Origin of the sequence: Luteimonas sp. 9C (assembly GCF_902506295.1) — a bacterium.
Taxonomy (GTDB): Bacteria; Pseudomonadota; Gammaproteobacteria; order Xanthomonadales; family Xanthomonadaceae; genus Luteimonas.
In genome coordinates, this window is the sequence record NZ_LR733313.1 from 215,656 (window position 1) to 235,511 (window position 19,856).

At 68.8% G+C, this 19,856-nt stretch carries 20 protein-coding genes and 1 tRNA gene; 13 read left to right on the top strand and 8 right to left on the bottom strand.

The window, feature by feature from the left end; all coding sequences use genetic code 11:
• Positions 1-36: 36 nt before the first annotated feature.
• Positions 37-1,041 carry a LysR family transcriptional regulator gene (locus CURTO8I2_RS13990; protein ID WP_159681864.1) on the bottom strand — a complete coding sequence of 335 codons (1,005 nt, stop codon included), beginning with the start codon at positions 1,039-1,041 and terminating at the stop codon, positions 37-39.
• A 145-nt stretch (positions 1,042-1,186) separates the two neighbouring features.
• Entirely contained in the window at positions 1,187-2,467 is a 1,281-nt protein-coding gene (gene serS, locus CURTO8I2_RS13995; protein ID WP_159681865.1) for a serine--tRNA ligase, read from the bottom strand.
• A gap of 137 nt (positions 2,468-2,604) precedes the next feature.
• Here serS and CURTO8I2_RS14000 point away from each other — a divergent pair, with 137 nt between their 5' ends.
• Both CURTO8I2_RS14000 and CURTO8I2_RS14005 read left to right on the top strand, forming a co-directional pair.
• On the top strand, positions 2,605-3,279 hold the full coding sequence (locus CURTO8I2_RS14000; protein ID WP_236551169.1) for an energy transducer TonB: 675 nt from the start codon (positions 2,605-2,607) through the stop codon (positions 3,277-3,279).
• A gap of 78 nt (positions 3,280-3,357) precedes the next feature.
• Complete coding sequence (locus tag CURTO8I2_RS14005; protein ID WP_159681866.1) at positions 3,358-3,909, top strand: energy transducer TonB; 552 nt, start codon at positions 3,358-3,360, stop codon at positions 3,907-3,909.
• Between the two features lie 97 nt (positions 3,910-4,006).
• Here the strand turns inward: CURTO8I2_RS14005 and aroA are convergent, their stop codons facing one another.
• The 3 genes from aroA to serC form a co-directional block, all read right to left on the bottom strand.
• Complete coding sequence (aroA, locus tag CURTO8I2_RS14010) at positions 4,007-5,320, bottom strand: 3-phosphoshikimate 1-carboxyvinyltransferase (protein ID WP_159681867.1); 1,314 nt, start codon at positions 5,318-5,320, stop codon at positions 4,007-4,009.
• A complete protein-coding gene (gene pheA / locus CURTO8I2_RS14015) occupies positions 5,317-6,423 on the bottom strand; it encodes a prephenate dehydratase (protein ID WP_236551189.1) in 1,107 nt (368 codons plus the stop codon). Before pheA ends, aroA begins: the two co-directional genes overlap by 4 nt.
• 61 nt (positions 6,424-6,484) lie before the next feature.
• Entirely contained in the window at positions 6,485-7,585 is a 1,101-nt protein-coding gene (gene serC / locus CURTO8I2_RS14020) for a 3-phosphoserine/phosphohydroxythreonine transaminase (protein WP_159681869.1), read from the bottom strand.
• A 134-nt stretch (positions 7,586-7,719) separates the two neighbouring features.
• Between serC and msrP the strand changes: the two genes are divergently transcribed.
• Both msrP and CURTO8I2_RS14030 read left to right on the top strand, forming a co-directional pair.
• Positions 7,720-8,688: a protein-methionine-sulfoxide reductase catalytic subunit MsrP gene (gene msrP, locus CURTO8I2_RS14025; protein WP_159681870.1), complete on the top strand. Its 969-nt coding sequence runs from the start codon at positions 7,720-7,722 to the stop codon at positions 8,686-8,688.
• Positions 8,685-9,371, top strand: a complete 687-nt coding sequence (locus CURTO8I2_RS14030; protein ID WP_236551190.1) for a protein-methionine-sulfoxide reductase heme-binding subunit MsrQ — start codon at positions 8,685-8,687, stop codon at positions 9,369-9,371. Before msrP ends, CURTO8I2_RS14030 begins: the two co-directional genes overlap by 4 nt.
• A 102-nt stretch (positions 9,372-9,473) precedes the next feature.
• Here the strand turns inward: CURTO8I2_RS14030 and CURTO8I2_RS14035 are convergent, their stop codons facing one another.
• A complete protein-coding gene (locus CURTO8I2_RS14035; RefSeq protein WP_159681872.1) occupies positions 9,474-10,274 on the bottom strand; it encodes an FHA domain-containing protein in 801 nt (266 codons plus the stop codon).
• 105 nt (positions 10,275-10,379) lie between these two features.
• On the opposite strand from CURTO8I2_RS14035, the gene CURTO8I2_RS14040 reads away from it, so the two are divergent.
• A complete protein-coding gene (locus CURTO8I2_RS14040) occupies positions 10,380-10,652 on the top strand; it encodes a polyhydroxyalkanoic acid system family protein (protein ID WP_159681873.1) in 273 nt (90 codons plus the stop codon).
• Position 10,653: 1 nt separating this feature from the next.
• Here CURTO8I2_RS14040 and CURTO8I2_RS14045 read toward each other — a convergent pair whose 3' ends face one another.
• Positions 10,654-11,373 carry a hypothetical protein gene (locus CURTO8I2_RS14045; protein ID WP_159681874.1) on the bottom strand — a complete coding sequence of 240 codons (720 nt, stop codon included), beginning with the start codon at positions 11,371-11,373 and terminating at the stop codon, positions 10,654-10,656.
• Positions 11,374-11,459: 86 nt separating this feature from the next.
• Between CURTO8I2_RS14045 and CURTO8I2_RS14050 the strand changes: the two genes are divergently transcribed.
• The 3 genes from CURTO8I2_RS14050 (at position 11,460) to CURTO8I2_RS14060 (ending at position 14,469) form a co-directional block, all read left to right on the top strand.
• Positions 11,460-12,689 carry a patatin-like phospholipase family protein gene (locus CURTO8I2_RS14050; RefSeq protein WP_159681875.1) on the top strand — a complete coding sequence of 410 codons (1,230 nt, stop codon included), beginning with the start codon at positions 11,460-11,462 and terminating at the stop codon, positions 12,687-12,689.
• Between the two features lie 71 nt (positions 12,690-12,760).
• Entirely contained in the window at positions 12,761-13,348 is a 588-nt protein-coding gene (locus tag CURTO8I2_RS14055) for a phasin family protein (RefSeq protein ID WP_159681876.1), read from the top strand.
• Between the two features lie 203 nt (positions 13,349-13,551).
• Positions 13,552-14,469 carry a restriction endonuclease gene (locus CURTO8I2_RS14060; protein ID WP_159681877.1) on the top strand — a complete coding sequence of 306 codons (918 nt, stop codon included), beginning with the start codon at positions 13,552-13,554 and terminating at the stop codon, positions 14,467-14,469.
• Positions 14,470-14,489: 20 nt separating this feature from the next.
• Here the strand turns inward: CURTO8I2_RS14060 and CURTO8I2_RS14065 are convergent, their stop codons facing one another.
• Positions 14,490-16,478, bottom strand: coding sequence for an SDR family oxidoreductase (locus CURTO8I2_RS14065; protein ID WP_159681878.1), 1,989 nt, complete (start codon positions 16,476-16,478; stop codon positions 14,490-14,492).
• 141 nt (positions 16,479-16,619) lie between these two features.
• Between CURTO8I2_RS14065 and CURTO8I2_RS14070 the strand changes: the two genes are divergently transcribed.
• From CURTO8I2_RS14070 to CURTO8I2_RS14090, 5 genes are all read left to right on the top strand, one after another.
• Positions 16,620-16,877, top strand: coding sequence for an acyl-CoA-binding protein (locus CURTO8I2_RS14070; protein WP_159681879.1), 258 nt, complete (start codon positions 16,620-16,622; stop codon positions 16,875-16,877).
• Between the two features lie 11 nt (positions 16,878-16,888).
• Entirely contained in the window at positions 16,889-17,515 is a 627-nt protein-coding gene (locus CURTO8I2_RS14075) for a TetR/AcrR family transcriptional regulator (protein ID WP_159681880.1), read from the top strand.
• A gap of 31 nt (positions 17,516-17,546) precedes the next feature.
• Positions 17,547-18,398: a hypothetical protein gene (locus CURTO8I2_RS14080; RefSeq protein WP_159681881.1), complete on the top strand. Its 852-nt coding sequence runs from the start codon at positions 17,547-17,549 to the stop codon at positions 18,396-18,398.
• Between the two features lie 342 nt (positions 18,399-18,740).
• Positions 18,741-18,815 (top strand) — tRNA-Val (locus CURTO8I2_RS14085).
• Positions 18,816-19,025: 210 nt separating this feature from the next.
• A complete protein-coding gene (locus CURTO8I2_RS14090) occupies positions 19,026-19,856 on the top strand; it encodes a transglutaminase family protein (protein ID WP_159681882.1) in 831 nt (276 codons plus the stop codon).

A 19,856-nucleotide genomic window follows, 5' to 3' on the forward strand; every position in this document is an offset into this window, starting at 1 on the left:
CGGTGACGTCACGCTTGCGACGTCACGCTTGCGACGTCACGCCATTGTCGCACGCACCGCAGCGGTGGAGATACGCGGCGGTGGCGCGATCGCGCCCGGCATCGGCTTCTTCTCGCAGTTGCGGCAGTCGAGGCTGGAGGCCTCGATCAGCGGCGGCAGCTTTTCGGCGAGGAAGTCGATGAAGACGCGGACGGCCGGCAGCAGGCCGCGCCGCGAGGCGAACACGGCGTGGGCGATGCCCTGCGGCAGATGCCAGTCGGGCAACACGACCTCGAGCTCGCCATTGCGCACGGCTTCCGCGCACAGGGTTTCAGGCAGCATCGTGATGCCGAGGCCCTGCTTGGCCAGCGCCATCAGCATCGGAAAATCAAAGCCGGCGACACGCGGCTTGAGCTCCACGCGGCGCGTGGTGCCGTCATTGGCCTGCAGGTCCCAGCGCTGCTTCACCTCGTCCTCGCCCATGCTCATCGTGGTGTGCTGGTCGAGTTCATCGGGATCCTTCGGACGTCCCATGCGATCGAGATAGGCGGGACTGGCGACCAGCAGTTCCTGGATCTGGCCGAAGCTGCGCATCACCAGGCTGCCGTCGTCGTCGAGCTTGGAACGCACGCGCACCGCGACGTCGAAGCCTTCGTTGATCACGTCGACGCGGCGATTGCTGACGTGCAGCTGCACGCGCACCTGCGGATAGCGCGCGAGGAATTCGGGCAGCATCTGTGGAATCGACTGCTGGGCGATGCTGACCGGCACGCTGACCCGCACCAGTCCGCGCGGTTCCGCGCTCAGGCGATCGACCACTTCGCGCGCGGCCGTGGCCTCGGCGAGCATCGATTGCGAATGCCGAAACACGCTCTGTCCGACATCGGTCACCGCGAAGCGGCGTGTCGAGCGTTGCAGCAGACGCACGCCCAGTTCCGTCTCCAACTGGCTGATACGTCGGCTCAGTCGGGACTTCGGAATGCCCAGGGCGCGTTCCGCGGCCGCGAAGCCGCCGTGTTCGACAACCATCGCGAAGTAATAGAGATCGTTGAGATCCTGCATGGGGCGGCCTCACTATCGGAACAATGCGGCGTATTCCACCACTTACATTCCAAATACGCAACACAGAGGGTCAATGGCTGCGATAGGTTGCACCGATGGAACGCCGGCGTGCGCGGACGTGTGCCGCCGTCACGCCTCGCCGCGGTCAGTCCAGACGGGTCAGTCCACCCAGATAGGGGCGCAGGACTTCCGGCACCTCGATCGTGCCGTCCGCCTGTTGATAGTTCTCCATCACCGCGATCAGCGTGCGGCCGACCGCAAGCCCCGAGCCGTTGAGGGTGTGCACCGGTTCGGGCTTGCCCGTCTCCGGATTGCGCCAGCGGGCCTGCATGCGCCGCGCCTGGAAGTCGCCTGTGTTCGAGCACGAGGAGATCTCGCGATACGTGTCCTGCGACGGCAGCCAGACCTCGAGGTCATAGGTGCGACGTGCGGCGAATCCCATGTCGCCGGTGCACAACAGCAACTTGCGGTACGGCAGGCCGAGCTTCTCGAGCACGGTCTCGGCGCAGCGGGTCATGCGCTCCAGCTCCGCGTCGCTGTCCTCGGGCCGCACGATCGACACCATCTCGACCTTCTCGAACTGGTGCTGGCGAATCATGCCGCGCGTGTCGCGGCCGTGACTGCCGGCCTCGGCACGGAAGCACAGCGAGTGCGCGCTCATGCGCAGCGGCAGACGCTCGGCCTCGACGATCGTGTCGCGCACGATGTTGGTCAGCGGCACTTCGGCGGTCGGGATCAGGTAGCGCGTCTCGTCGCCGAACGGTGTGGCGAACAGGTCGTCCTCGAACTTCGGCAGCTGGCCGGTACCGCGCATGGTGTCGGCATTGACGATCAGCGGGACGCTGGTTTCTTCGTATCCGTGTTCGACGGTGTGCAGGTCGAGCATGAACTGCGCGAGCGCACGATGCAGGCGCGCGAGCTTGCCGCGCAGCACGGTGAAGCGCGCGCCGCTGAGCCTGGCGGCGGTTTCGGCGTCCAGCCAGCCGTGACGTTCGCCGAGCGCGACGTGATCGCGAACCTCGAAATCGAAACTGCGAGGCGTGCCCCAACGCGACTGTTCGACGTTGTCGGCCTCGTCGCGGCCCACCGGCACACCGGCATCGGGCAGGTTCGGCACACCGAGCACGATCGCCTCGATATCGGCCTGAATCTCCACCAGTCGCAACTCGCTAGCCTTGAGCGCATCGGCGAATCCGGCCACCTCGGCCAGCAGCGGCGCGACATCTTCGCCCTTGGCCTTGGCCTGGCCGATCGCCTTGCTGCGCGTGTTGCGCAGGTTCTGCAGTTCCTGCGTGCGGACCTGGAGCTGCTTGCGCTCGGCTTCCAGCGATTCGATCCGCGACACCGGCAACTCGAACCCGCGGGTCTCGCGCAGGCGCGCGGCGGTATCGGTGAGGTGCTGGCGCAGGAGGCTGGGATCGAGCATGACGGGGCTTCGGCTTATCGATAACGGAATCGGCATTATCGCCCGGATTTCCGCAGGACGCGTCCGCTGCGTCCACGCGCCGGACGGCGCGCACAGAGGCGTGTGCAAGAATGCGGCGCCACATCGAGGAGCCCGCCATGTCCGCGTCGTCCACACCCTTCGCCGCGCGCCTGCGCCGCGGCGCGCGCAGTGCCATGCCGCGCGGACGCGCTTGGTGGTGGGTGGCCGGCAGCTGTGTGATGGGCGTTCTGCTGTTCCTGTCGGTGTGGCTGCTGCGTCCATCGTCTCCGGTTGCGTCCGGCGGACCCGATCTGCCGGCCGTGGCGGGCGACCCGTCGATGGCCCCACTGCCCGCGCCGCTCCCTGCTGCCGGCAGCGCGGACCGGGGCTTCGACTATGCGAGTCCCCAGGACACGCGCACCCCGGTGCGGATCGATGCACACGTGCCGCAGGCCGTACCGGCACCCGCGCCGGTCGCTGCGCCCGTGGATCAGCCGGTGCCATCGCCGGTCACGACTGCCGCCTCCGATCTGCCGACCAGCGTGCCGCGCCCGGTGTCCACGCAACAGCCCGACTATCCGCGGGCTTCGATGCGGCGTGGTGAACGCGGCGACGTGGTGCTGCGGGTCCAGGTCGGCGCCGACGGCCGTGTGGATGCAGTCGACGTCGTCAGCAGCAGCCAGCACCGGCGCCTCGATCGCGCCGCGATGTCCGCGGTCCGCAGGTGGCGGTTCGAGCCTGCCATGCGCGACGGCCAGCCCGTGGCCGGCGAGTTGCGCATCCCGTTTTCGTTCGCGCCCGAGGGCGGCTGACCGGCCTGCCGCGCTGCACGTCGCGTCCACATCCCGCGTGGGAGTCTCGCCACTCCCATTCAGGAAGGAGTGCGGCCCATGAACGACCCCTTGCATCGTCCCGTTGCCCCACCTTTGCAGGATCCGCCGCCGCAGGAGCCGCCGCATAAGGGGTCGAGCCCGCTGGTCTGGATTCTGCTGCTGGTCGTGCTCGTCGCGCTCGGCTGGTACGCACTGACCCAGCGCGGCACCAGCGAGACCACCACATTGCCGCCCACACCGGTCATCGATGATCCGGCTGCGCCGCCGGCGGAGCGCGAACCCACCGCGCGCACCGCGCCACGTTCCGATGCAGCGTCCGCACGTCCGGCAGATCGTGAAGCACGCCCGGTCGCGCAGCCGGAGATTCCGTATCCGCCTGCCGCGGCGCGCAGCCGGGAAGAGGGTTCGCTGATCCTGCTGGTGCAGGTGGATGCGAACGGCAATGCCACGGATGTGACGGTGGAAAAGCGCAGCGGCTCACGTGATCTCGACCGCGCCGCGCAGCAGGCCGTGCGCGACTGGAAGTTCGAGCCGGCGATCCAGGGCGGCAAGCCGACCGCGAGTGCGGTGCGCGTGCCGATCGAGTTCACGCTCCAGGACCCGGGCTGATCCAGCCAACTCGAAATGCGCTGAACGCAGAACGCCCGCATCTTTCGGATGCGGGCGTTTTCGTATCGGCGATGTGGTGCGCGAACGCGCGTGCCGGTCAGCCGTTGCGCAGCGAAAACCCTGCGGTTTGCGCCAGCTCCAGAAATCCGGGGAACGAGGTCGCGACATTCGCGGTGTCGTCGATGACCACCTCGCCGCGCGAGCGTTGGCCGGCGATCGCGAACGCCATCGCGATGCGATGGTCGCCGTGGCTGTCGACGCGCCCGCCACCGACGCCATCCGCGCGTCCGGTGATCGTCGCGCCATCCGGCGCTTCCTCGATGTCGACATCGAGCGCGCGCAGGCCGGCCGCCATCGTCGCGATGCGGTCCGATTCCTTGACGCGCAGTTCGTGCGCGCCGGTCACCCGGGTCGCGCCATGCGCGCAGGCGGCCGCAATGAACAGCGCCGGAAACTCGTCGATCATGTCCGGCACGTGCTGCTCGGGCACGTCGATGCCGTGCAGCGGTGCGTAACGCACGCGCAGGTCGGCCACCGGCTCGCCGCCCTCCTCGCCCGCATCGGATTCGACGATATCCGCGCCCATCAGGCGCAACACGTGCAGCAGACCGGTGCGGCGCGGGTTCATGCCGACACGGCGCAGCAGCAGGTCGGAACCCGGCACGATCGACGCAGCGACCAGGAAAAACGCCGCCGACGAGAAATCCGCCGGCACCCGCACGTCGGTCGCACGCAGACGGTGTCCGCCGCGCAGGCGCGCGATGCCCGGCGCGAAGTCGATCGGCCAGCCGAACGCGGCGAGCATGCGCTCGGTGTAGTCGCGTGTCGGACGGGCTTCATGCACGACGGTCTCGCCATCGGCATACAGGCCGGCGAGCAGCAGGCAGGACTTCACCTGCGCACTGGCGAGCACGTTGTCGAACGCGATGCCGGTCAGCGGGGCGCCGCCATGCACATGCAGCGGCGGCACGCCGCCCTCGCCGGTCTCGATACGCGCGCCCATTCGCGCCAGCGGCTCGGTGACCCGGCGCATCGGTCGCTTCGACAACGACGCATCGCCAACGAGCGTGCTGTCGAATGCCTGTCCTGCGAGCAAGCCCGCGATCAGCCGCATGCCGGTGCCAGCATTGCCGCAGTCGAGCGGACCGTCGGCCGCGCGCAGGCCGTCGATGCCGACACCGTGCACGATGCGTACGCCCGGCGCCGGCGTCTCGATGTCCACGCCCAGCCGCCTGAAGATGGCTTCGGTCGCACGCGCGTCCTCGCCTTCGAGAAACCCCTCGATGCGCGAGGTGCCGTCGGCGAGCGCGGCCAGCATGATCGCGCGGTGCGACACCGACTTGTCGCCCGGCACCCGTATGTCACCGCGCAGCGGCACCCCCGGCGCCGCGATCCAGGACGCCGCGCTCACGGCACGGCGACCGGGTAGGACCCGAGCACGCGGACCTCGCCGGCGAACGCATCGATCTCGCCCAGTGCATCCTTCAGCGGCGATTCGTCGACGTGGCCGTTGACCTCGATGAAGAACGCGTACTGCCAAAGCGCACCGTGCGCGGGGCGCGATTCGATGCGGTTCATGCTGATGTCGCGACGCGCCAGCGGCTCGAGAATGCGGTACAGCGCGCCCGGCTGGTCGCGGATGAACACCATCAGCGAGGTGCGGTCGTTGCCCGACGTCGGGAACGCGCCGCGGCCGATCACCAGGAAGCGCGTGGTGTTGTCGCTGCGGTCCTCGATCGGGCCGGCCAGCACCTGCATGCCGTAGACGTGCGCAGCGTTCTCGCCGGCGATCGCCGCCGCGTCATCGGACTTCTTCGCCCGGCGCACGGCCTCGGCATTGCTAACCACCGCGTGTTTCTCCACGCCCGGCAGGTTCTCGCGCAGCCACTGCTTGCACTGCGCCAGCGACAGGCCGTGCGAATACACGCGCTCGATGTCCTCGATACGACCCGTGCGCGACAGCAGGTACTGGTGCACGCGCAACTCGACCTCGCCGCATATCTTCAGCGGCGAGGTCAGGAACATGTCGAGGGTCGACTGGATCGTGCCCTGCCCCGAGTTCTCGACCGGCACCACGCCGAAGTCGGCATTGCCGGCCGCCACCTCGTCGAAGACTTCCTCGATGCTCGCCAGTGGCAGACCCTTGGCCGAGTGGCCGAACTGCTTGTGCACGGCCTGCTGGGAGAACGTGCCTTCCGGGCCGAGGTAGCCGATTTTCAGCGGCTCCTGCTGGGCGAGACAGGCCGACATGATCTCGCGGAACAGGCGTACGAGCTCGGTGTCCGACAGCGGACCGTCGTTGCGGTCGACGACGCGCCGCAGCACCTGTGCTTCGCGCTCGGGCCGGTAGTAATCGACTGCCGCGGCGAGCTTGCCCTTGGCCTTGCCGACCTGGCGCGCGAACTGCGCGCGCTCGGCGATCAGCGTCTGGATCTGGTGGTCGATGCCGTCGATCTGCGCGCGCACCGCATCGAGGTTCGGCTTGGCGACGCCTGCCGTTGCAGCGGCCTTCACCGCGTCGACCTGCTGGGCGGGCGGCTTCTTCGTCCGCGCGGCCGACACCTTCTTCTTCGAATCAACCATGGGTCTTCTGGAAATCCTGCATGTACGCCACGAGAGCACGGACACCGTCGACCGGCATCGCGTTGTAGATGGACGCGCGCATGCCGCCGAGCACGCGATGGCCCTTGAGGCCGATCAGGCCCGCCTCGCGCGCGCCGTCGAGGAACGCGGCATTGCGCGCTTCGTCGGCGAGGAAGAACGGCACGTTCATGCGCGAACGCACGGCGGCGTCGATGTCGTTGCGGTAGAAGCCGCCGGACTCGTCGATCGCGGCATAGAGCAAGGCGGACTTCTGGTCGCTGCGGCGGTTGAATTCCGCGGTGCCGCCTTCGTCGAGCATCCAGCGGAATACCAGGCCGGCCACGTACCAGTTCCAGGTCGGCGGCGTGTTGAGCATCGAGTCGTTGGCGAGCTGCGCGCCGTAATTGAAGATCTCGGCACGCGGCTGGCCGGCGCGCTCGAGCAGATCGCGGCGCACGATGACGACCGAAATGCCGACCGGCCCGAGATTCTTCTGCGCACCGGCGTAGATCACGCCGTAGCGCGAGATGTCGATCGGTTCGGACGCGATGCTGGAACTGAAATCGGCGAACAGCGGCACGTTGCCGGTATCGGGCGCGGGCTCGCCCCACGCCGGCCGATACTCGACGCCGTGGATCGTCTCGTTCGCGGTGATGTGCACGTACGCCGCGCCCGGCGTCAGTCGCCAGGATTCGCGGGCGGGAATCATGCGGTAGCCGTCGGCCTCGCCGCTCGCGGCGACATTCACCGACACCGCCGGTGTGAGCTGCTTGAGCGCGGTCTTGCCCCAGTGGCCGGTGACGACGTAATCGACGGTGTCGCCCTGGTTCGCGAAGTTCAGCGGCAGCAGTGCCTGCGCCGTCGTCGCACCGCCGGGCAGGAACAGGACGGCATAGTCATCCGGCACACCGAGCAGCGTGCGAAGATCGGCTTCGGCGCGTGTGGCGACCTCCATGAACTCCGGTCCGCGGTGGCTCATCTCGACGATCGACGCGCCCGCGCTTCCCCACTCCAGCATGTCCGCCTGTGCCTGTTTCAGCACGCTTTCAGGCAGGGCGGCCGGTCCCGGGGCAAAGTTGTACGCACGCGCCATTCTGATCACTCCACGGAACGGATTTCGGAGGCGGCCAGTATGCCGCAGCGCAACAGTTTGACGTGCATCCGATGGTTGCGCTGGCAACGTATGTCACTGGTCTACAACAGGCGCGTCGCGCCGAGGAGCTCCACATGTCATTGCGCGATGCGTTGCGGATACGGGAGTCCGAAATCACCGACGAAGCCGTCTATCGCGACCGGCGACGCCTGCTGGCCCTGATGGCCGCCGCGCCTGCGTTGTCGCTGGCGGGATGCGCCGAAGCCGAGCCGCCGCCGGCGTCGACCACGCGGGTCACGCCCGCGCAGGCACGTAGCGGTTTCCGCACCGACGAGCCGCTGACGCGCTTCGAGGACATCACCAGCTACAACAACTTCTACGAGTTCGGCACCGGCAAGGGCGATCCGTCGAGCGCGGCGAAGACACTGCGCACCTCGCCGTGGACGGTCGAGGTCGGTGGCGAGTGCGCCAAGCCGGGCCGCGTGTCCTTCGAGGATCTGCTGCGCGGCGTCGCCAGCGAGGAACGCATCTACCGCCTGCGCTGCGTGGAGGGCTGGTCGATGGTGATTCCGTGGAGCGGCGTGCCGCTGGCGTCGGTGCTGCGGAAGTTCGAACCGAATTCGAAGGCCAAGTTCGTCGCCTTCACCACGCTGGCCGACCGCGAGCAGATGCCCGGCCTGCGCTTCCGCTCGATCAACTGGCCCTATCGCGAGGGGCTGCGCATCGACGAAGCGATGAACCCCCTCGCCTTCCTCGCCACCGGCCTGTACGGCAAGCCGCTGCCGCAGCAGAACGGGGCACCGCTGCGACTGGTCGTGCCGTGGAAGTACGGCTTCAAGAGCATCAAGTCGATTGTCGCGATCCGTTTTGTCGAACGCATGCCCAGCACCGCGTGGAACGATCTGCAGCCGTCGGAGTACGGCTTCTTCAGCAACGTCAATCCGGCGGTCGATCATCCGCGCTGGAGCCAGAAGACCGAGCGGCGTATCGCAGGCACCGTCAACCGTCTGCGCGCCAATCGCATCGACACACAGCCGTTCAACGGCTATGCGGACCAGGTCGCTTCGCTCTATTCGGGCATGGATCTGCGCAAGTGGTACTGAAGGCCGGACCTGCGGCACGCCCGGCGCGGCCCTCGACGCCGGCCGGCGTTGTTGCCGCGAAAGCGCTGGTGCATCTGCTGTGCCTGGCGCCGCTGGCGTGGCTGGGCTGGCGGGTGTGGCAGGTGCTGGGCGGCACGAACTTCGACGTGCTGGGCGCCGAGCCCGTGGTCACGATCGAACACGAGCTCGGCATCGGTGCGCTGCGCCTGCTGCTCATCACCCTGGCGATCACGCCGCTGCGCCAGCTCACCGGCTGGGCGACGGCGCTGCGGTTCCGGCGCATGCTCGGGCTGTACGCGTTCGTCTATGCGAGCCTGCATTTCGGCGTGTGGCTGGCGCTGGATCTGGTCGGTGATCTGTCACAGGTGGCAACCGAGATCGCGCGCCGCCCCTTCATCACGGTGGGCTTCCTCGCATGGCTGCTGCTGGTGCCGCTCGCGGCCACCTCGACCAAGGGCTGGATGCGCCGTCTGGGCCGCAGGTGGGGCCAGCTGCACAAGGCGATCTACGCGATCGCCGCGCTGGCCGTCTTGCATTTCTGGTGGATCGTGAAATCCGACTGGCGCGAGCCCGCGCTGTATGCGGCCATCCTCGCAGCCCTGCTGGGCTGGCGTGTCTGGAAGGCCGTCCAGAAGAAGCGCCTGGTCAGCGCGAACGTCCGCGCCGCGCCGCCCACACGATGAGCCCGATCACAGCGATCATCGGCAGCGCGACGACGCCGAGCAGAATGATCAAGTGCCAGATGCTGAAACTTCCCATGGTGTGACCTCCAGTGTCGTGATGCCTCAGGCGGCGCCGAACAGCAACAGTACGCTGAGCAGACCCGCGAGCACGACCGCCGCGAACAGCAGCCAGGGCAGCGGCAGGCCGCCGCTGCTCGAATCGGACGTGGCGTCGGCCAGCGGCAGGGGTTCGGGCGTGCGGTCGTAGCCCGCGCTGCGTCCGGCGCGCGCGGGGGCCTCGACGACGAAGCGATGGTGGGCATCGAACACGACCTGGTCACCGGCCTGCAGCACGCCATCACGTGTCGATTCGCCATTGACCACGCTGCCGTCGGCCGAGCCGAGATCGGTCAGCTGCACCATGCTGCCGACGCGCTCCAGGCGTGCATGCCGGTCGGCGAAGCCCGGTTCGTCGATGCGGATGTCGGCGTCGGCATGACGGCCGACCAGACGCGGGCGATCGAGCGTGAAACTGCGGCCGTGATAGCGGCCGCCGACCCCACGCAGCACGATCCGGGGATCCGCGTCGCCGTCAGTGCCGTCGGTCGCGTCGGCGGCCGTGATCGACGCGAGCGGTGCCGTCGACACCAGCCGGAGTTCCTGCCCGTCGACGAAGATCGCGTCGCCGGTCCGCAGCATCGCCATGCGCCGCACCTGGCGGCCGTTGACGTGCACGCCCTGCACGCCCTCGGCGACCGTCAGCCACACGCCGCGGCGATCGACACAGAAACGCACGCTCGGCGCTCCGCCGTCCGTTACCGGGGCCAGAGCGCCCGCGCGTCCACGACCGATGCCGTGCACGCCGATGTCGAGCGGCAGTTCGGGTTCGTCGGGCGTGGGGAATCGCAGCTTGAGCGCAGTCATGCGGCGGCAATCTAGCACGAGCCCGCGCGGCTGCACGCGCCATCACTTGGTCACCGCGCGCGGTGGACGCACAATGCGCGCTCACGACAACGCGCGGAGCCCTGCATGGCTGGTATCGACATCACCCATCCCCACTCGCTGCCGCCGGCCAAGGCCCGCACCGCGGTCGAGGCCGTCGCGAAGAAGCTCTCCGAGCGCTTCGACATGCAGTACAGCTGGGACGGCGACACGCTGAACTTCAGCCGCTCGGGCGTGGACGGCGCGATCGCGCTGCTGCCGCAGAGCCTGCACGTCACCGCCAAGCTCGGCTTCCTGCTGTCGGCGATGCAGGGCCCCATCGAGGCGGAGATCCGCCGAGTGTTGTCCGAGAAGTTCTGAGCTAGTCGTCGAGCGCGTACGGCGCGGGGTGTCCGGCGAGCAGACGCCGCGACACTTCGCCCTCGTCCCGCTCGATCTCCGCGACGAACGCATCCGGGTCGCCCAGCGCCTCGAACGCGGCGTAGCCGCGCTCCAGAAATCCCTGCAGCTCGGTCAGGCCCGCCAGCCGGGCCGGGCCTCGCGAGAACGCGAGCAGCGCGGAGACGCCGCGCATCTTCAGAGCCTTGCCGAAGCCGCGCCCCACGCGCCCGATCAGGCGCACCTGACGTCTGCGCAACCCTGCACGGCCGACCGCCCGATACGCCTCGGCGTACAGCGCATCGTCGAGCCTGCGCCGGCGTGGCGCCAGCCGCTGCAACGCATCGACCATGTGCAGGTCCAGCGCCTGGCTCAGCGCTCCGAGTTCGATCGCATCCGCCACCGTGGCGAGCAGGGGCGCGGGCAGCAGTCGGCGCATCGTCGGCAGGACGCGCGCGATGTCCGCATCACGCCGGGTGAAATCGCGATCGCCGTAGACGTCGCCGAGGAAGAAGTTCGCCGCCGGCGCACGCGCGGGGTCCTCGAGAAAATGCGCGAAACTGACCCGCAGCCGCGCGGCTTGCCAGCGGCGCAGTTCGGCCAGCCAGTGCGAGCGGGCACGCGGGTCGAAGTCCGGATCGTGCAGGGCCTGGTGCCACGCCAGCCGTCGCGCGAGGCGGGCGGAAATGTCGGATGCCGTCATCGGCGCATCTTCGGTGCTCGCCGCGTCTGGAGCAATCCTTCAACACCGGCTCGCTAGACTCGGCGGACCCATCTGCAGGCCACGCCATGCTGTCGTTGCATCCCGCCCGGCACCGTCGCACACGCACGTCGACCCGCGCGCCGAAGATCGGCCTGGCCATCGCTGGCGGCGGTCCCATCGGCGCCATGTACGAACTCGGCGCGCTGCGGGCGCTCGACGAAGCGCTCGACGGCCTCGACCTGACCCGGCTCGACAGCTACGTGGGCATCAGCAGCGGCGCATTTCTCGCCGCGGGGCTCGCCAACCGCCTCGATGTCGAAGAGATGTGCCGCGCGTTCATCACCGGCGACAGCGACGATCTGGCGTTCCGGGCCGAGGATTTCCTGCGTCCGGCCTTCGGCGAGTACGCGCGCCGCATCGGCGGGTTGCCGCGGTTGGCGCTGGACTGGAGCCGTGCGCTGCTGCCGGGCGCGACCCGGCCGGCGCTGTTCGGTGGCGCCGTGCCGACCGGCGTGTTCGACAACCGCGGCGTCGAGCGCTTCCTGGCCGACGTGTTCTCGCGCCGCGGGCGCAGCAACGATTTCCGCGCACTCGAGGCCGCGTTGCACGTGGTGGCGGTGGACCTCGACAGTGGCGAGGCCACGGTGTTCGGCAGCGAGGATCACGCGAAAGTACCGATCTCGCGCGCGGTGCAGGCCAGCGCTGCCCTGCCCGGCCTGTATCCGCCGGTGCGCATCGACGGCCGCGACTATGTCGATGGCGCGCTGCGGCGGACAATGCATGCGTCCGTCGTGCTGGAGCGCGACATCGACCTCATGCTGGGCCTCAATCCGCTGGTGCCCTACAGCGACCGTCCGGACGGCGCCGCACCGCGCAGGCGCCGCAGTCGTCCCCTTGCCGATGGCGGGCTGCCGGCGGTGCTCTCGCAGACCTTCCGCACCCTGCTGCAATCCCGCATGCAGGTCGGGCTGGCGAAGTACGCGCAGCAATACCCGGACGTGGACCAGCTGGTGTTCGAACCCGGCGAAGGGGCCTCGGAACTGTTCTTCCTCAACGCCTTCAGCTTTTCCACCCGGCACCGGGTGTGCGCGCTCGGCTACCGGCAGACACTCGATGATCTGCACGCGCGCGAAGCCGAGCTCGCGCCGGTACTGGGCGCGCACGGCATCCGCCTGCGCCCGGACATCGTCGCCGACCTCGAACGCACCCTGCTCGACGGCCTGCCGCCGCGACGCACCCGGCGGACCGAAACCACGGCCCGCCTGCACCGCGCGCTCGACGACGTCGAGCGCCTGATCGACACGCCACCGCGCTGAGCGATGGTGTGAAAACTCTAGATCGCGGCACGAGGCTGCGATCGTCCTGTCCACCACGTCCGGAGACACCGATGGCCACGTTCAAGAAGACCGCCAAGAAAGCCACCAAGAAGACCGCGCCGCGTTCGAGGTCCGCCAAGAGCGACGCTGCCGGCGGCGAGGCGCTGTCGAAGTCGATCAGCGAATCCGCGCAGCAGATCTGGCTGGCGGGCGTCGGCGCCTTCGGCCGCGCGCAGGCGGAAGGCACGCGCCTGTTCGATGGCCTGATGAAGGAAGGCGCGAGCCTGGAGAAGACCGCGCGCGCCTACGCCAACACGCGCGCGGGCACGGTCCGCAACGTGGTCGAGACCGGCGTCGGCCAGACCCGTGATCGCGCGGCCGACACCTGGGATCGCCTGGAGAAGGTGTTCGAGGACCGCGTGCAGCGCGCACTCGTCAAGCTCGGCGTGCCGGGCCGCGACGACGTGCAGTCGCTCAGCAGGCGCGTCGATGCGCTGACCGCGGCCCTGCAGGCCAGGAAGGCCGCCCCGGCGCGCAAGGCGGCGAAGGCGCCGGCGAAGAAGACCACCGCAAAGAAGTCGGCACCGCGCAAGGCGGCGACGCGGACTGCGAAGGCGCCGGCCAAGCGGGCGACGCAGAAGGCGTCGACGGCGGCCTGATCGTCGAACCGTCCGATGGTCGGAGTGGCGCGCGTTGGCGCGGTCTTGGCGGCGTCGTGTGTCCCGACCACCGGCGGATCACCCCACCCCGCCCTCCCCGTTTACGCGGGAGGGCTTCGGCGTCCGAGGTCAGTGCGGTCCGATACTGACCGGGCGTCGCGCTCGGGTATCCTGCCGCCCAGCAAGCGGACACGGACACCGGCATGACCACGCAGTGGATCGCCGCAATCGGAGTGGCGATCGCCATCGGATCTGCGGCATCGTTCTATTTCCTCACCTTCCAGCGCCGCCGCGACGAGGCCGCCGCCGGCATCGTCGCGCTGTCGGCGATCTCCTGGCGCGGGTTCATCGGCATGGTGCTGCAGGCCTTGCGTCGCCGGGGGTACGTGCAGGTGGTGGATCTGCAGGACGTCTCCGGGGACCGCGACTACATGCTCGAGCGCGATGGCGCGCGCTGGCTGCTGTCCTGCAAGCATGCGTCGACGTACGTGCTGGGCCGCAATGCGGTCCAGGCCCTGTCGAGCGAAGTGCTGCTCAAGAGCGCGGCCGGTGGCCTGCTGGTGACCCAGGGGAGGATCGACGCCGACGCGCGCGGCGCGGCCGGCAAGCAGCGCATCGAGCTGCTCGACGGCGCGACGCTGTGGCCGGAGCTGCGCGACCTGATGCCGGCCGGCGAACTCGAAGCGATCCGCGCGAAGACCGGTGACGCGGCCCGCCAGCGCGTCCTGCTGGCCTGGCTGTTCGCACTGCTGGCCGGTGTGGCGACGTATCTGGCGATGCCCGACGCCGCGCCGGCGGCCAGCGCGACCGTGGCGACATCCACGGCTCCTCCCGCGCCGACTGCGCCGGTCCGGATCGAAGCGCCGCCACCCGCCCCCATCGAGACCCAGCGCAGCGATCTGGCGCGCGCGCTCGGCACCCTGCCCGACGTCGACCGCGCGATCTGGGCGACCGGCTCGACGCTGCAGGTCTTCGTCGCCCGCGTGGACGATCAGGCCAGCGTGGACGCGATCTGCGCGCTGGTGCTGCGTCACCCCGACCTGACCTCGTCCCGCCTGCAGCTCACGCCGCCCGCGAACAGTGGTCAGCCCACCCGTTTCCTGCAGTGCCGGAGCTTCTAACGCGCCGGCACCTGCTTGGGCTACCAGTGCACGCCGCGCATCATCGCGGCAAAAGCGATCTGCTCCTGGCTCGGTGTCTCGTCGCGCAGCGCCGAGCGGTCGCCCTTCGACGCGGCCGAATCGGGGAACAGCTCGAACGCCGTGCTCATGACGATCTCGTAGGCCTTGGGCGCGACCGCGTTGACCAGTGCGGCGAACACGCCCAGGCGCGTGGTGATGCGGCTGGGCTTCTCGATGATCGCCTTGACCAGCAACCCGGCCGCCTCGTCCGGGGTGAGTGTCGGCACGCTGTCGTACATCTTGGTCGGCGCGATCATGGGCGTGGCGACCAGCGGCATGTTGATGGTGGTGAAACTGATGCCCTTGCCTGACAGCTCGCCCTGCGCGCACCGGCTGAACGCATCCAGCGCCGCCTTCGACGCCACGTAGGCCGAGAAGCGCGGCGAGTTCGCCAGCACGCCGATCGAACTGATGTTGATGATGTGGCCCTTGCGGCGCTTCGTCATCGACGGCATGAACCCCATGATCAGGCGCAGGCTGCCGAAATAGTTCAGCTGCATGGTGCGTTCGAAATCGTGGAAGCGGTCGTAGCTCAGTTCGATCGATCGCCGGATCGAGCGACCGGCATTGTTGACGAGGATGTCGACGTGGCCGTGTTCGTCCAGCACCTGCTGCACGAGGCGGTCGCAATCGGCGAGATCCGCCAGGTCGGCCGTGTACGCGAACACCTTGCCGCCCGCCTCGCGCATCGCATCGCGCGCGGCGAAAAGTTCCTCCTCGCGGCGCGCGACGATCACCGTCACCGCGCCGGCCTCGGCCACACGCTGCGCGGTCGCCAGTCCGATGCCCGACGAACCGCCGGTGATCACCACGACCTTGTTGCGGACCTTGCCCTTGAGCGTGCGGTCGATGAACAGGTCCGGGTCGAGATGGCGCTCCCAGTAATCCCACAGCCGCCAGGCGTAGTCCTCGAGCTTCGGCACTTCGATGCCGCTGCCGCGCAGCGCGCGTTCGGCCTCGCGGTTGTCGAAGCGCGTGGGATAGGTGATGAACTTCATCACCTGCTTGGGAATGCGGAAATCGCGCAGCAGCATGCCGACGAAGCGCCGCACCGGCGGCAGCGCGCCGACCGCGCCGCGGATCGACGGCGGCACGAACGCGAACATGCGTGCATCGAGACGCATCGTCATCTCGGGCGCGTGGCCGGCGCGGCAGAACAGGTTCAGCACCTCGCCCACGCGCAGCGGCTCGGGATCGGTGAGGTGGAAGGTGTGCCCGTCGAGCCGCGGCTTGTGCGCGATGTGGTCCATCGCATCGGCGACGAAATCCACCGGCACGATATTGATGCGCCCGCCCTCGACGCCGAGCATCGGCATCCATGGCGGAAACACGTCGCGCAGCTTCTTGATCAGGGTGAAGAAGTAGTACGGCCCGTCGATCTTGTCGATGGCGCCGGTCTTCGAATGGCCGACCACCATCGCCGGCCGGTAGATGCGCCATTTGATGCGCGTCTCGCGGCGCACCAGTCCTTCGGACTCATGCTTGGTGCGCAGGTAGGGATCGTCGAGCCCTTCGGCTTCGGCGTACATGTCCTCGCGGAAGATGCCCGGATACAGGCCCGCGGCGGCGATGGAACTCGTGTGGTGGAAGCAGCCGGCCTCGAGCGCGGCAGCGAGATCGAGCGCATGGCGGGTGCCGTCGATGTTGGCGGTGCGCTGCGCGTCCAGCGACGCGGCCAGGTCGTAGATTGCGGCCAGGTGGAAGAAGTGCTTCACCTTGCCCTTGAGCGCGCGCAGCTGCGCGGTGGACACCCCGCAACGTTCGGCGGTCATGTCGCCCTCGACGACGACGAAGCGCTTGGCGTCCCAGCCGAGCTCGCGCGTGAGTGCGTCGAATTTCCTGCGCGAATCCTTGCGGATCAGCACATGGATCGTGCCCTTGCGCCTGAGCAGGTTGCCCACGAGGTGACGCCCGATGAAGCCGGTCGCACCGGTCACGAAGTAAGCCATCGCATCCCTCCACGGCGCCACGGTGCCGGGCGTCGTTCCCGCGGCTACGGTGCCAGAGCGGGCGACGGCCGACAATCGGCCCCGGTTGATTCCCCGCGGCGACGATGCTGTGATGACGGCCGGCTCCCGGGAGGCTTCACGATGTCCGATCCGACGCAGGCGTTCGAAGCGGCCGCGCAACGCGTGCAGGCACTCGAGGCGCGACCCGACAACGACACGCTGCTGCGGCTCTACGGGCTGTACAAGCAGGGGTCGGAGGGCGATGTGCAGGGGCCGAAGCCGGGCTTCTTCGATTTCGTCGGCACGGCCAAGTACGAGGCCTGGGCGAAGCTGTCGGGCACGGACAGGACTGCTGCGATGCAGCAGTACATCGCGCTGGTCGACACGCTCGCCGGCTGACCGGCGCCTCGATGGCACGCGATACCCGGCAACGGATCCTCGACTGCGCACTCGTGATGTTCAACACCCAGGGGGAGCCGCGGGTGACGACCAACCACATCGCCGACGAACTCGACATCAGTCCGGGCAATCTCTACTACCACTTCCGCAACAAGGACGACATCATCGAGCAGCTGTTCGCGGGCTTCGATGCACGCATGGATGCAGCGCTCGTGGTGCCCGACGGCCGGCTGCCGGAGCTGGAGGACATCTGGCTGCAGTTGCACCTGGTGTTCGAGTGCATCTGGGACTACCGCTTCCTCTACCGCGACCTGCTCGAGATTCTCAGCCGCAACCGGCGGCTGCGCGTGCGCTTCTCGCGCATTCTGCGCCGCGCCAGCGAACGCGCGCATGCGGTGATCGCAGGGCTGGCGCGGGCCGGGGTCCTGCGCGCGTCCCCCGCGGAAATCGATGCAGCGGCCACGAACCTCATCGTCGTCGCCACGTTCTGGCTCAACTACAGCGCCGCGCGCGGCGACCGCGACGAACAGGTCGCGATCCGCGAGGGCATCGTGCAGGTGATGATGCTGCTCTCCCCCGCGTTGCGCGATGCCGAGCGCGTGCACCTCAACGCGCTGGTCCAGGCCTACACCCACTGACGGCGCCGCCGCGCCTTTTCGAGAGACCACGATGGCCAAGTCCACATGGGCGCCCTGTCCCCACCCGTCCGCCAACTTCGCCTATCCCGGTGACGCCCTGAAGAAGGCCTGGCCGCGCCTGCATGCCGGTGACGTCGAGCCGTTTCCCGATGCGAAACGTGCGCAGGCGCTGATCGATGCCGCCGGCAAGGCGGCGCCCAAAGGGCTCGATGCCACTGCACTGGCGACCGCGCTGCAGGACGCCTGGCGGGCGTTCCATGCCGGCGACTTCAAGACCGCGTTCGATGCCGGCAGCGCGCTCGGACCGGTCGGCGCCACCGTCGCGGTGAAGGCGCTGGGCATCCACGCCACGCACCTGGTGACCTCGGAGTCCGAACAGCTCAAGCGCTACGAGCAGGCCGCCGCGCTGGCAGAGGCCGCGATCGCCGCATTGCCCGATGAAGCCAACAGCCACTACCGCCGCGCCTATGCGCTGGGCCGCTACAGCCAGGGCCTGAGCATCGCCAAGGCGCTCAAGCAGGGCATCGCCGGCAAGGTCCGCGACTCGCTGCACACCGCGCTCGAACTCGCGCCCAGACATGCAGAAGCGCATACCGCGCTGGCGCTCTACCACGCCGAGATTATCGGCAAGATCGGCGCGATGATCGGCGGTCTGACCTACGGCGCGAAAGCCGCCGAAGCGGAATCGCACATCACGACCGCACTCAAGCTCACGCCGCAGTCCCCGATCGCCCATATCGAACACGGCAATGTGCTGATGCTGCTCCACGGCGAGAAGAAGGAAACCGCCGCGGCAGCGGCATACGAGAAGGCCGCGGGTCTGAAACCGGCCGATGCGATGGAAGCGCTGGACGCGGCGTATGCGGCGGAACAGATCGAGTGATGCCCCCGGCGCTTGAACGAGCGGTCGAAGACCGCGATCGCTCCCACCCGGCAGCCACAGCCCGTCGTCCCGGCGCAGGCCGGGGCCAGGCGACGCCCTTCAGGGACACGACTGGTTTCGCTGACCGCGTTGAGGCGCTGGCTCCCCGCCTACGCCGGGATGACGGCTCCGGTTTTCGTCACGCCACCGAATGCTCGGCACGTCGTCCCGCAATCCATCCGCACCACCCGCTTGTCGGCAACGCGAATCACCCGTAGAATTCGCGTCCCGATCGCGCCACCCCTTGCGGGTCCAGCGCTGCGGAGACGGCCCAGGCAGTTTGCCCGCCCCTCCGAACGATCCGGGCGGTTAGCTCAGCGGTAGAGCATTGCCTTCACACGGCAAGGGTCACAGGTTCAATCCCTGTACCGCCCACCAGACACCATCGCGTGTGCGAGAAAGCCGGCCCGAGCGCCGGCTTTTTCGTACGCGCGTCGATCCAGACCGATGCCCGATCCGGCGCGCCCGTCCTCGACGGTCGCGGCCGACCCCCTCTCCGTGGCGTGCGCCGGTTGAACCGGCGTCCTCCACGTCCGCTGCACGAACCCGCGCCTACGGTGGCGCACCTCGAAGGGAGATCCCTCTGCAATGCGTGTCCAGGCCGGCTGCGAACTCTCGATCGAAACCGACATCGACAGCCCGGTCGTCGCCATGCTGCATCCGCGCGACGGTGTGGCACGCTGGCGCATCAACGACCGTTCGGGGTTCGACCGCAGCCACGGTTTCGACGAGCACGTCGACAGCTTCGGCAACCGCTGCCAGCGTTTCGTGGTGCCCAGGGGACTGACCCGCGTGCGGATCGACGCGACCGTCGATACCACGCCCGACATCCGGGTGACGCCCGATGCACCGGCCGTCGATCCGGGATCGCTGCCGTCCGACACCCTGCAGTTCCTGCTGCCGAGCCGCTACTGCCCGTCCGACCGCGGCGCGATGTGGGAACAGGCGCGCAAGGTGGTCGGCGACGCCACGCCCGGCTACGCGCAGGCCGAGGCGATCCGGCGCTGGATCGCCGCGCATCTCGATTACCGCTACGGCGTCAGCAACGCCAGCACCGACGCCCAGGACACCCTGGCGCACGGCGCCGGCGTCTGCCGCGATTTCGCGCATGTGGGCATCACCCTGTGCCGGGCGCTCGACATTCCGGCGCGCATGGTCGTGGGCTGGCTGCACGACCTCAAGCCGATGGACATGCACGCCTGGTTCGAGGCCTACCTCGGCGGTGCCTGGTACACCTTCGACGCCACCCAGTCCGCCCCGCGGGGCGGACGCGTGGTGATCGCACACGGTCGCGATGCGGCGGATGTCGCGTTCCTGACCAGCTACCGCCCGCTGCGTACACTGTCGCTGCGCGTCTGGGCCGATCTCGAATCATCCGCCGCTTCGACGTTCGACGATGATCTCGGCCACGCGGCCTGA

Bases quoted from the DNA above. Each gene is read 5' to 3' on its own strand.
- CURTO8I2_RS13990 (WP_159681864.1), bottom strand. From the start codon at position 1,041: ATGCAGGATCTCAACGATCTCTATTACTTCGCGATGGTTGTCGAACAC.
- serS (WP_159681865.1), bottom strand. From the start codon at position 2,467: ATGCTCGATCCCAGCCTCCTGCGCCAGCACCTCACCGATACCGCCGCG.
- CURTO8I2_RS14000 (WP_236551169.1), top strand. From the start codon at position 2,605: ATGTCCGCGTCGTCCACACCCTTCGCCGCGCGCCTGCGCCGCGGCGCG.
- CURTO8I2_RS14005 (WP_159681866.1), top strand. From the start codon at position 3,358: ATGAACGACCCCTTGCATCGTCCCGTTGCCCCACCTTTGCAGGATCCG.
- serC (WP_159681869.1), bottom strand. From the start codon at position 7,585: ATGGCGCGTGCGTACAACTTTGCCCCGGGACCGGCCGCCCTGCCTGAA.
- msrP (WP_159681870.1), top strand. From the start codon at position 7,720: ATGTCATTGCGCGATGCGTTGCGGATACGGGAGTCCGAAATCACCGAC.
- CURTO8I2_RS14035 (WP_159681872.1), bottom strand. From the start codon at position 10,274: ATGACTGCGCTCAAGCTGCGATTCCCCACGCCCGACGAACCCGAACTG.
- CURTO8I2_RS14040 (WP_159681873.1), top strand. From the start codon at position 10,380: ATGGCTGGTATCGACATCACCCATCCCCACTCGCTGCCGCCGGCCAAG.
- CURTO8I2_RS14045 (WP_159681874.1), bottom strand. From the start codon at position 11,373: ATGACGGCATCCGACATTTCCGCCCGCCTCGCGCGACGGCTGGCGTGG.
- CURTO8I2_RS14050 (WP_159681875.1), top strand. From the start codon at position 11,460: ATGCTGTCGTTGCATCCCGCCCGGCACCGTCGCACACGCACGTCGACC.
- CURTO8I2_RS14055 (WP_159681876.1), top strand. From the start codon at position 12,761: ATGGCCACGTTCAAGAAGACCGCCAAGAAAGCCACCAAGAAGACCGCG.
- CURTO8I2_RS14060 (WP_159681877.1), top strand. From the start codon at position 13,552: ATGACCACGCAGTGGATCGCCGCAATCGGAGTGGCGATCGCCATCGGA.
- CURTO8I2_RS14065 (WP_159681878.1), bottom strand. From the start codon at position 16,478: ATGGCTTACTTCGTGACCGGTGCGACCGGCTTCATCGGGCGTCACCTC.
- CURTO8I2_RS14070 (WP_159681879.1), top strand. From the start codon at position 16,620: ATGTCCGATCCGACGCAGGCGTTCGAAGCGGCCGCGCAACGCGTGCAG.
- CURTO8I2_RS14075 (WP_159681880.1), top strand. From the start codon at position 16,889: ATGGCACGCGATACCCGGCAACGGATCCTCGACTGCGCACTCGTGATG.
- CURTO8I2_RS14080 (WP_159681881.1), top strand. From the start codon at position 17,547: ATGGCCAAGTCCACATGGGCGCCCTGTCCCCACCCGTCCGCCAACTTC.
- CURTO8I2_RS14090 (WP_159681882.1), top strand. From the start codon at position 19,026: ATGCGTGTCCAGGCCGGCTGCGAACTCTCGATCGAAACCGACATCGAC.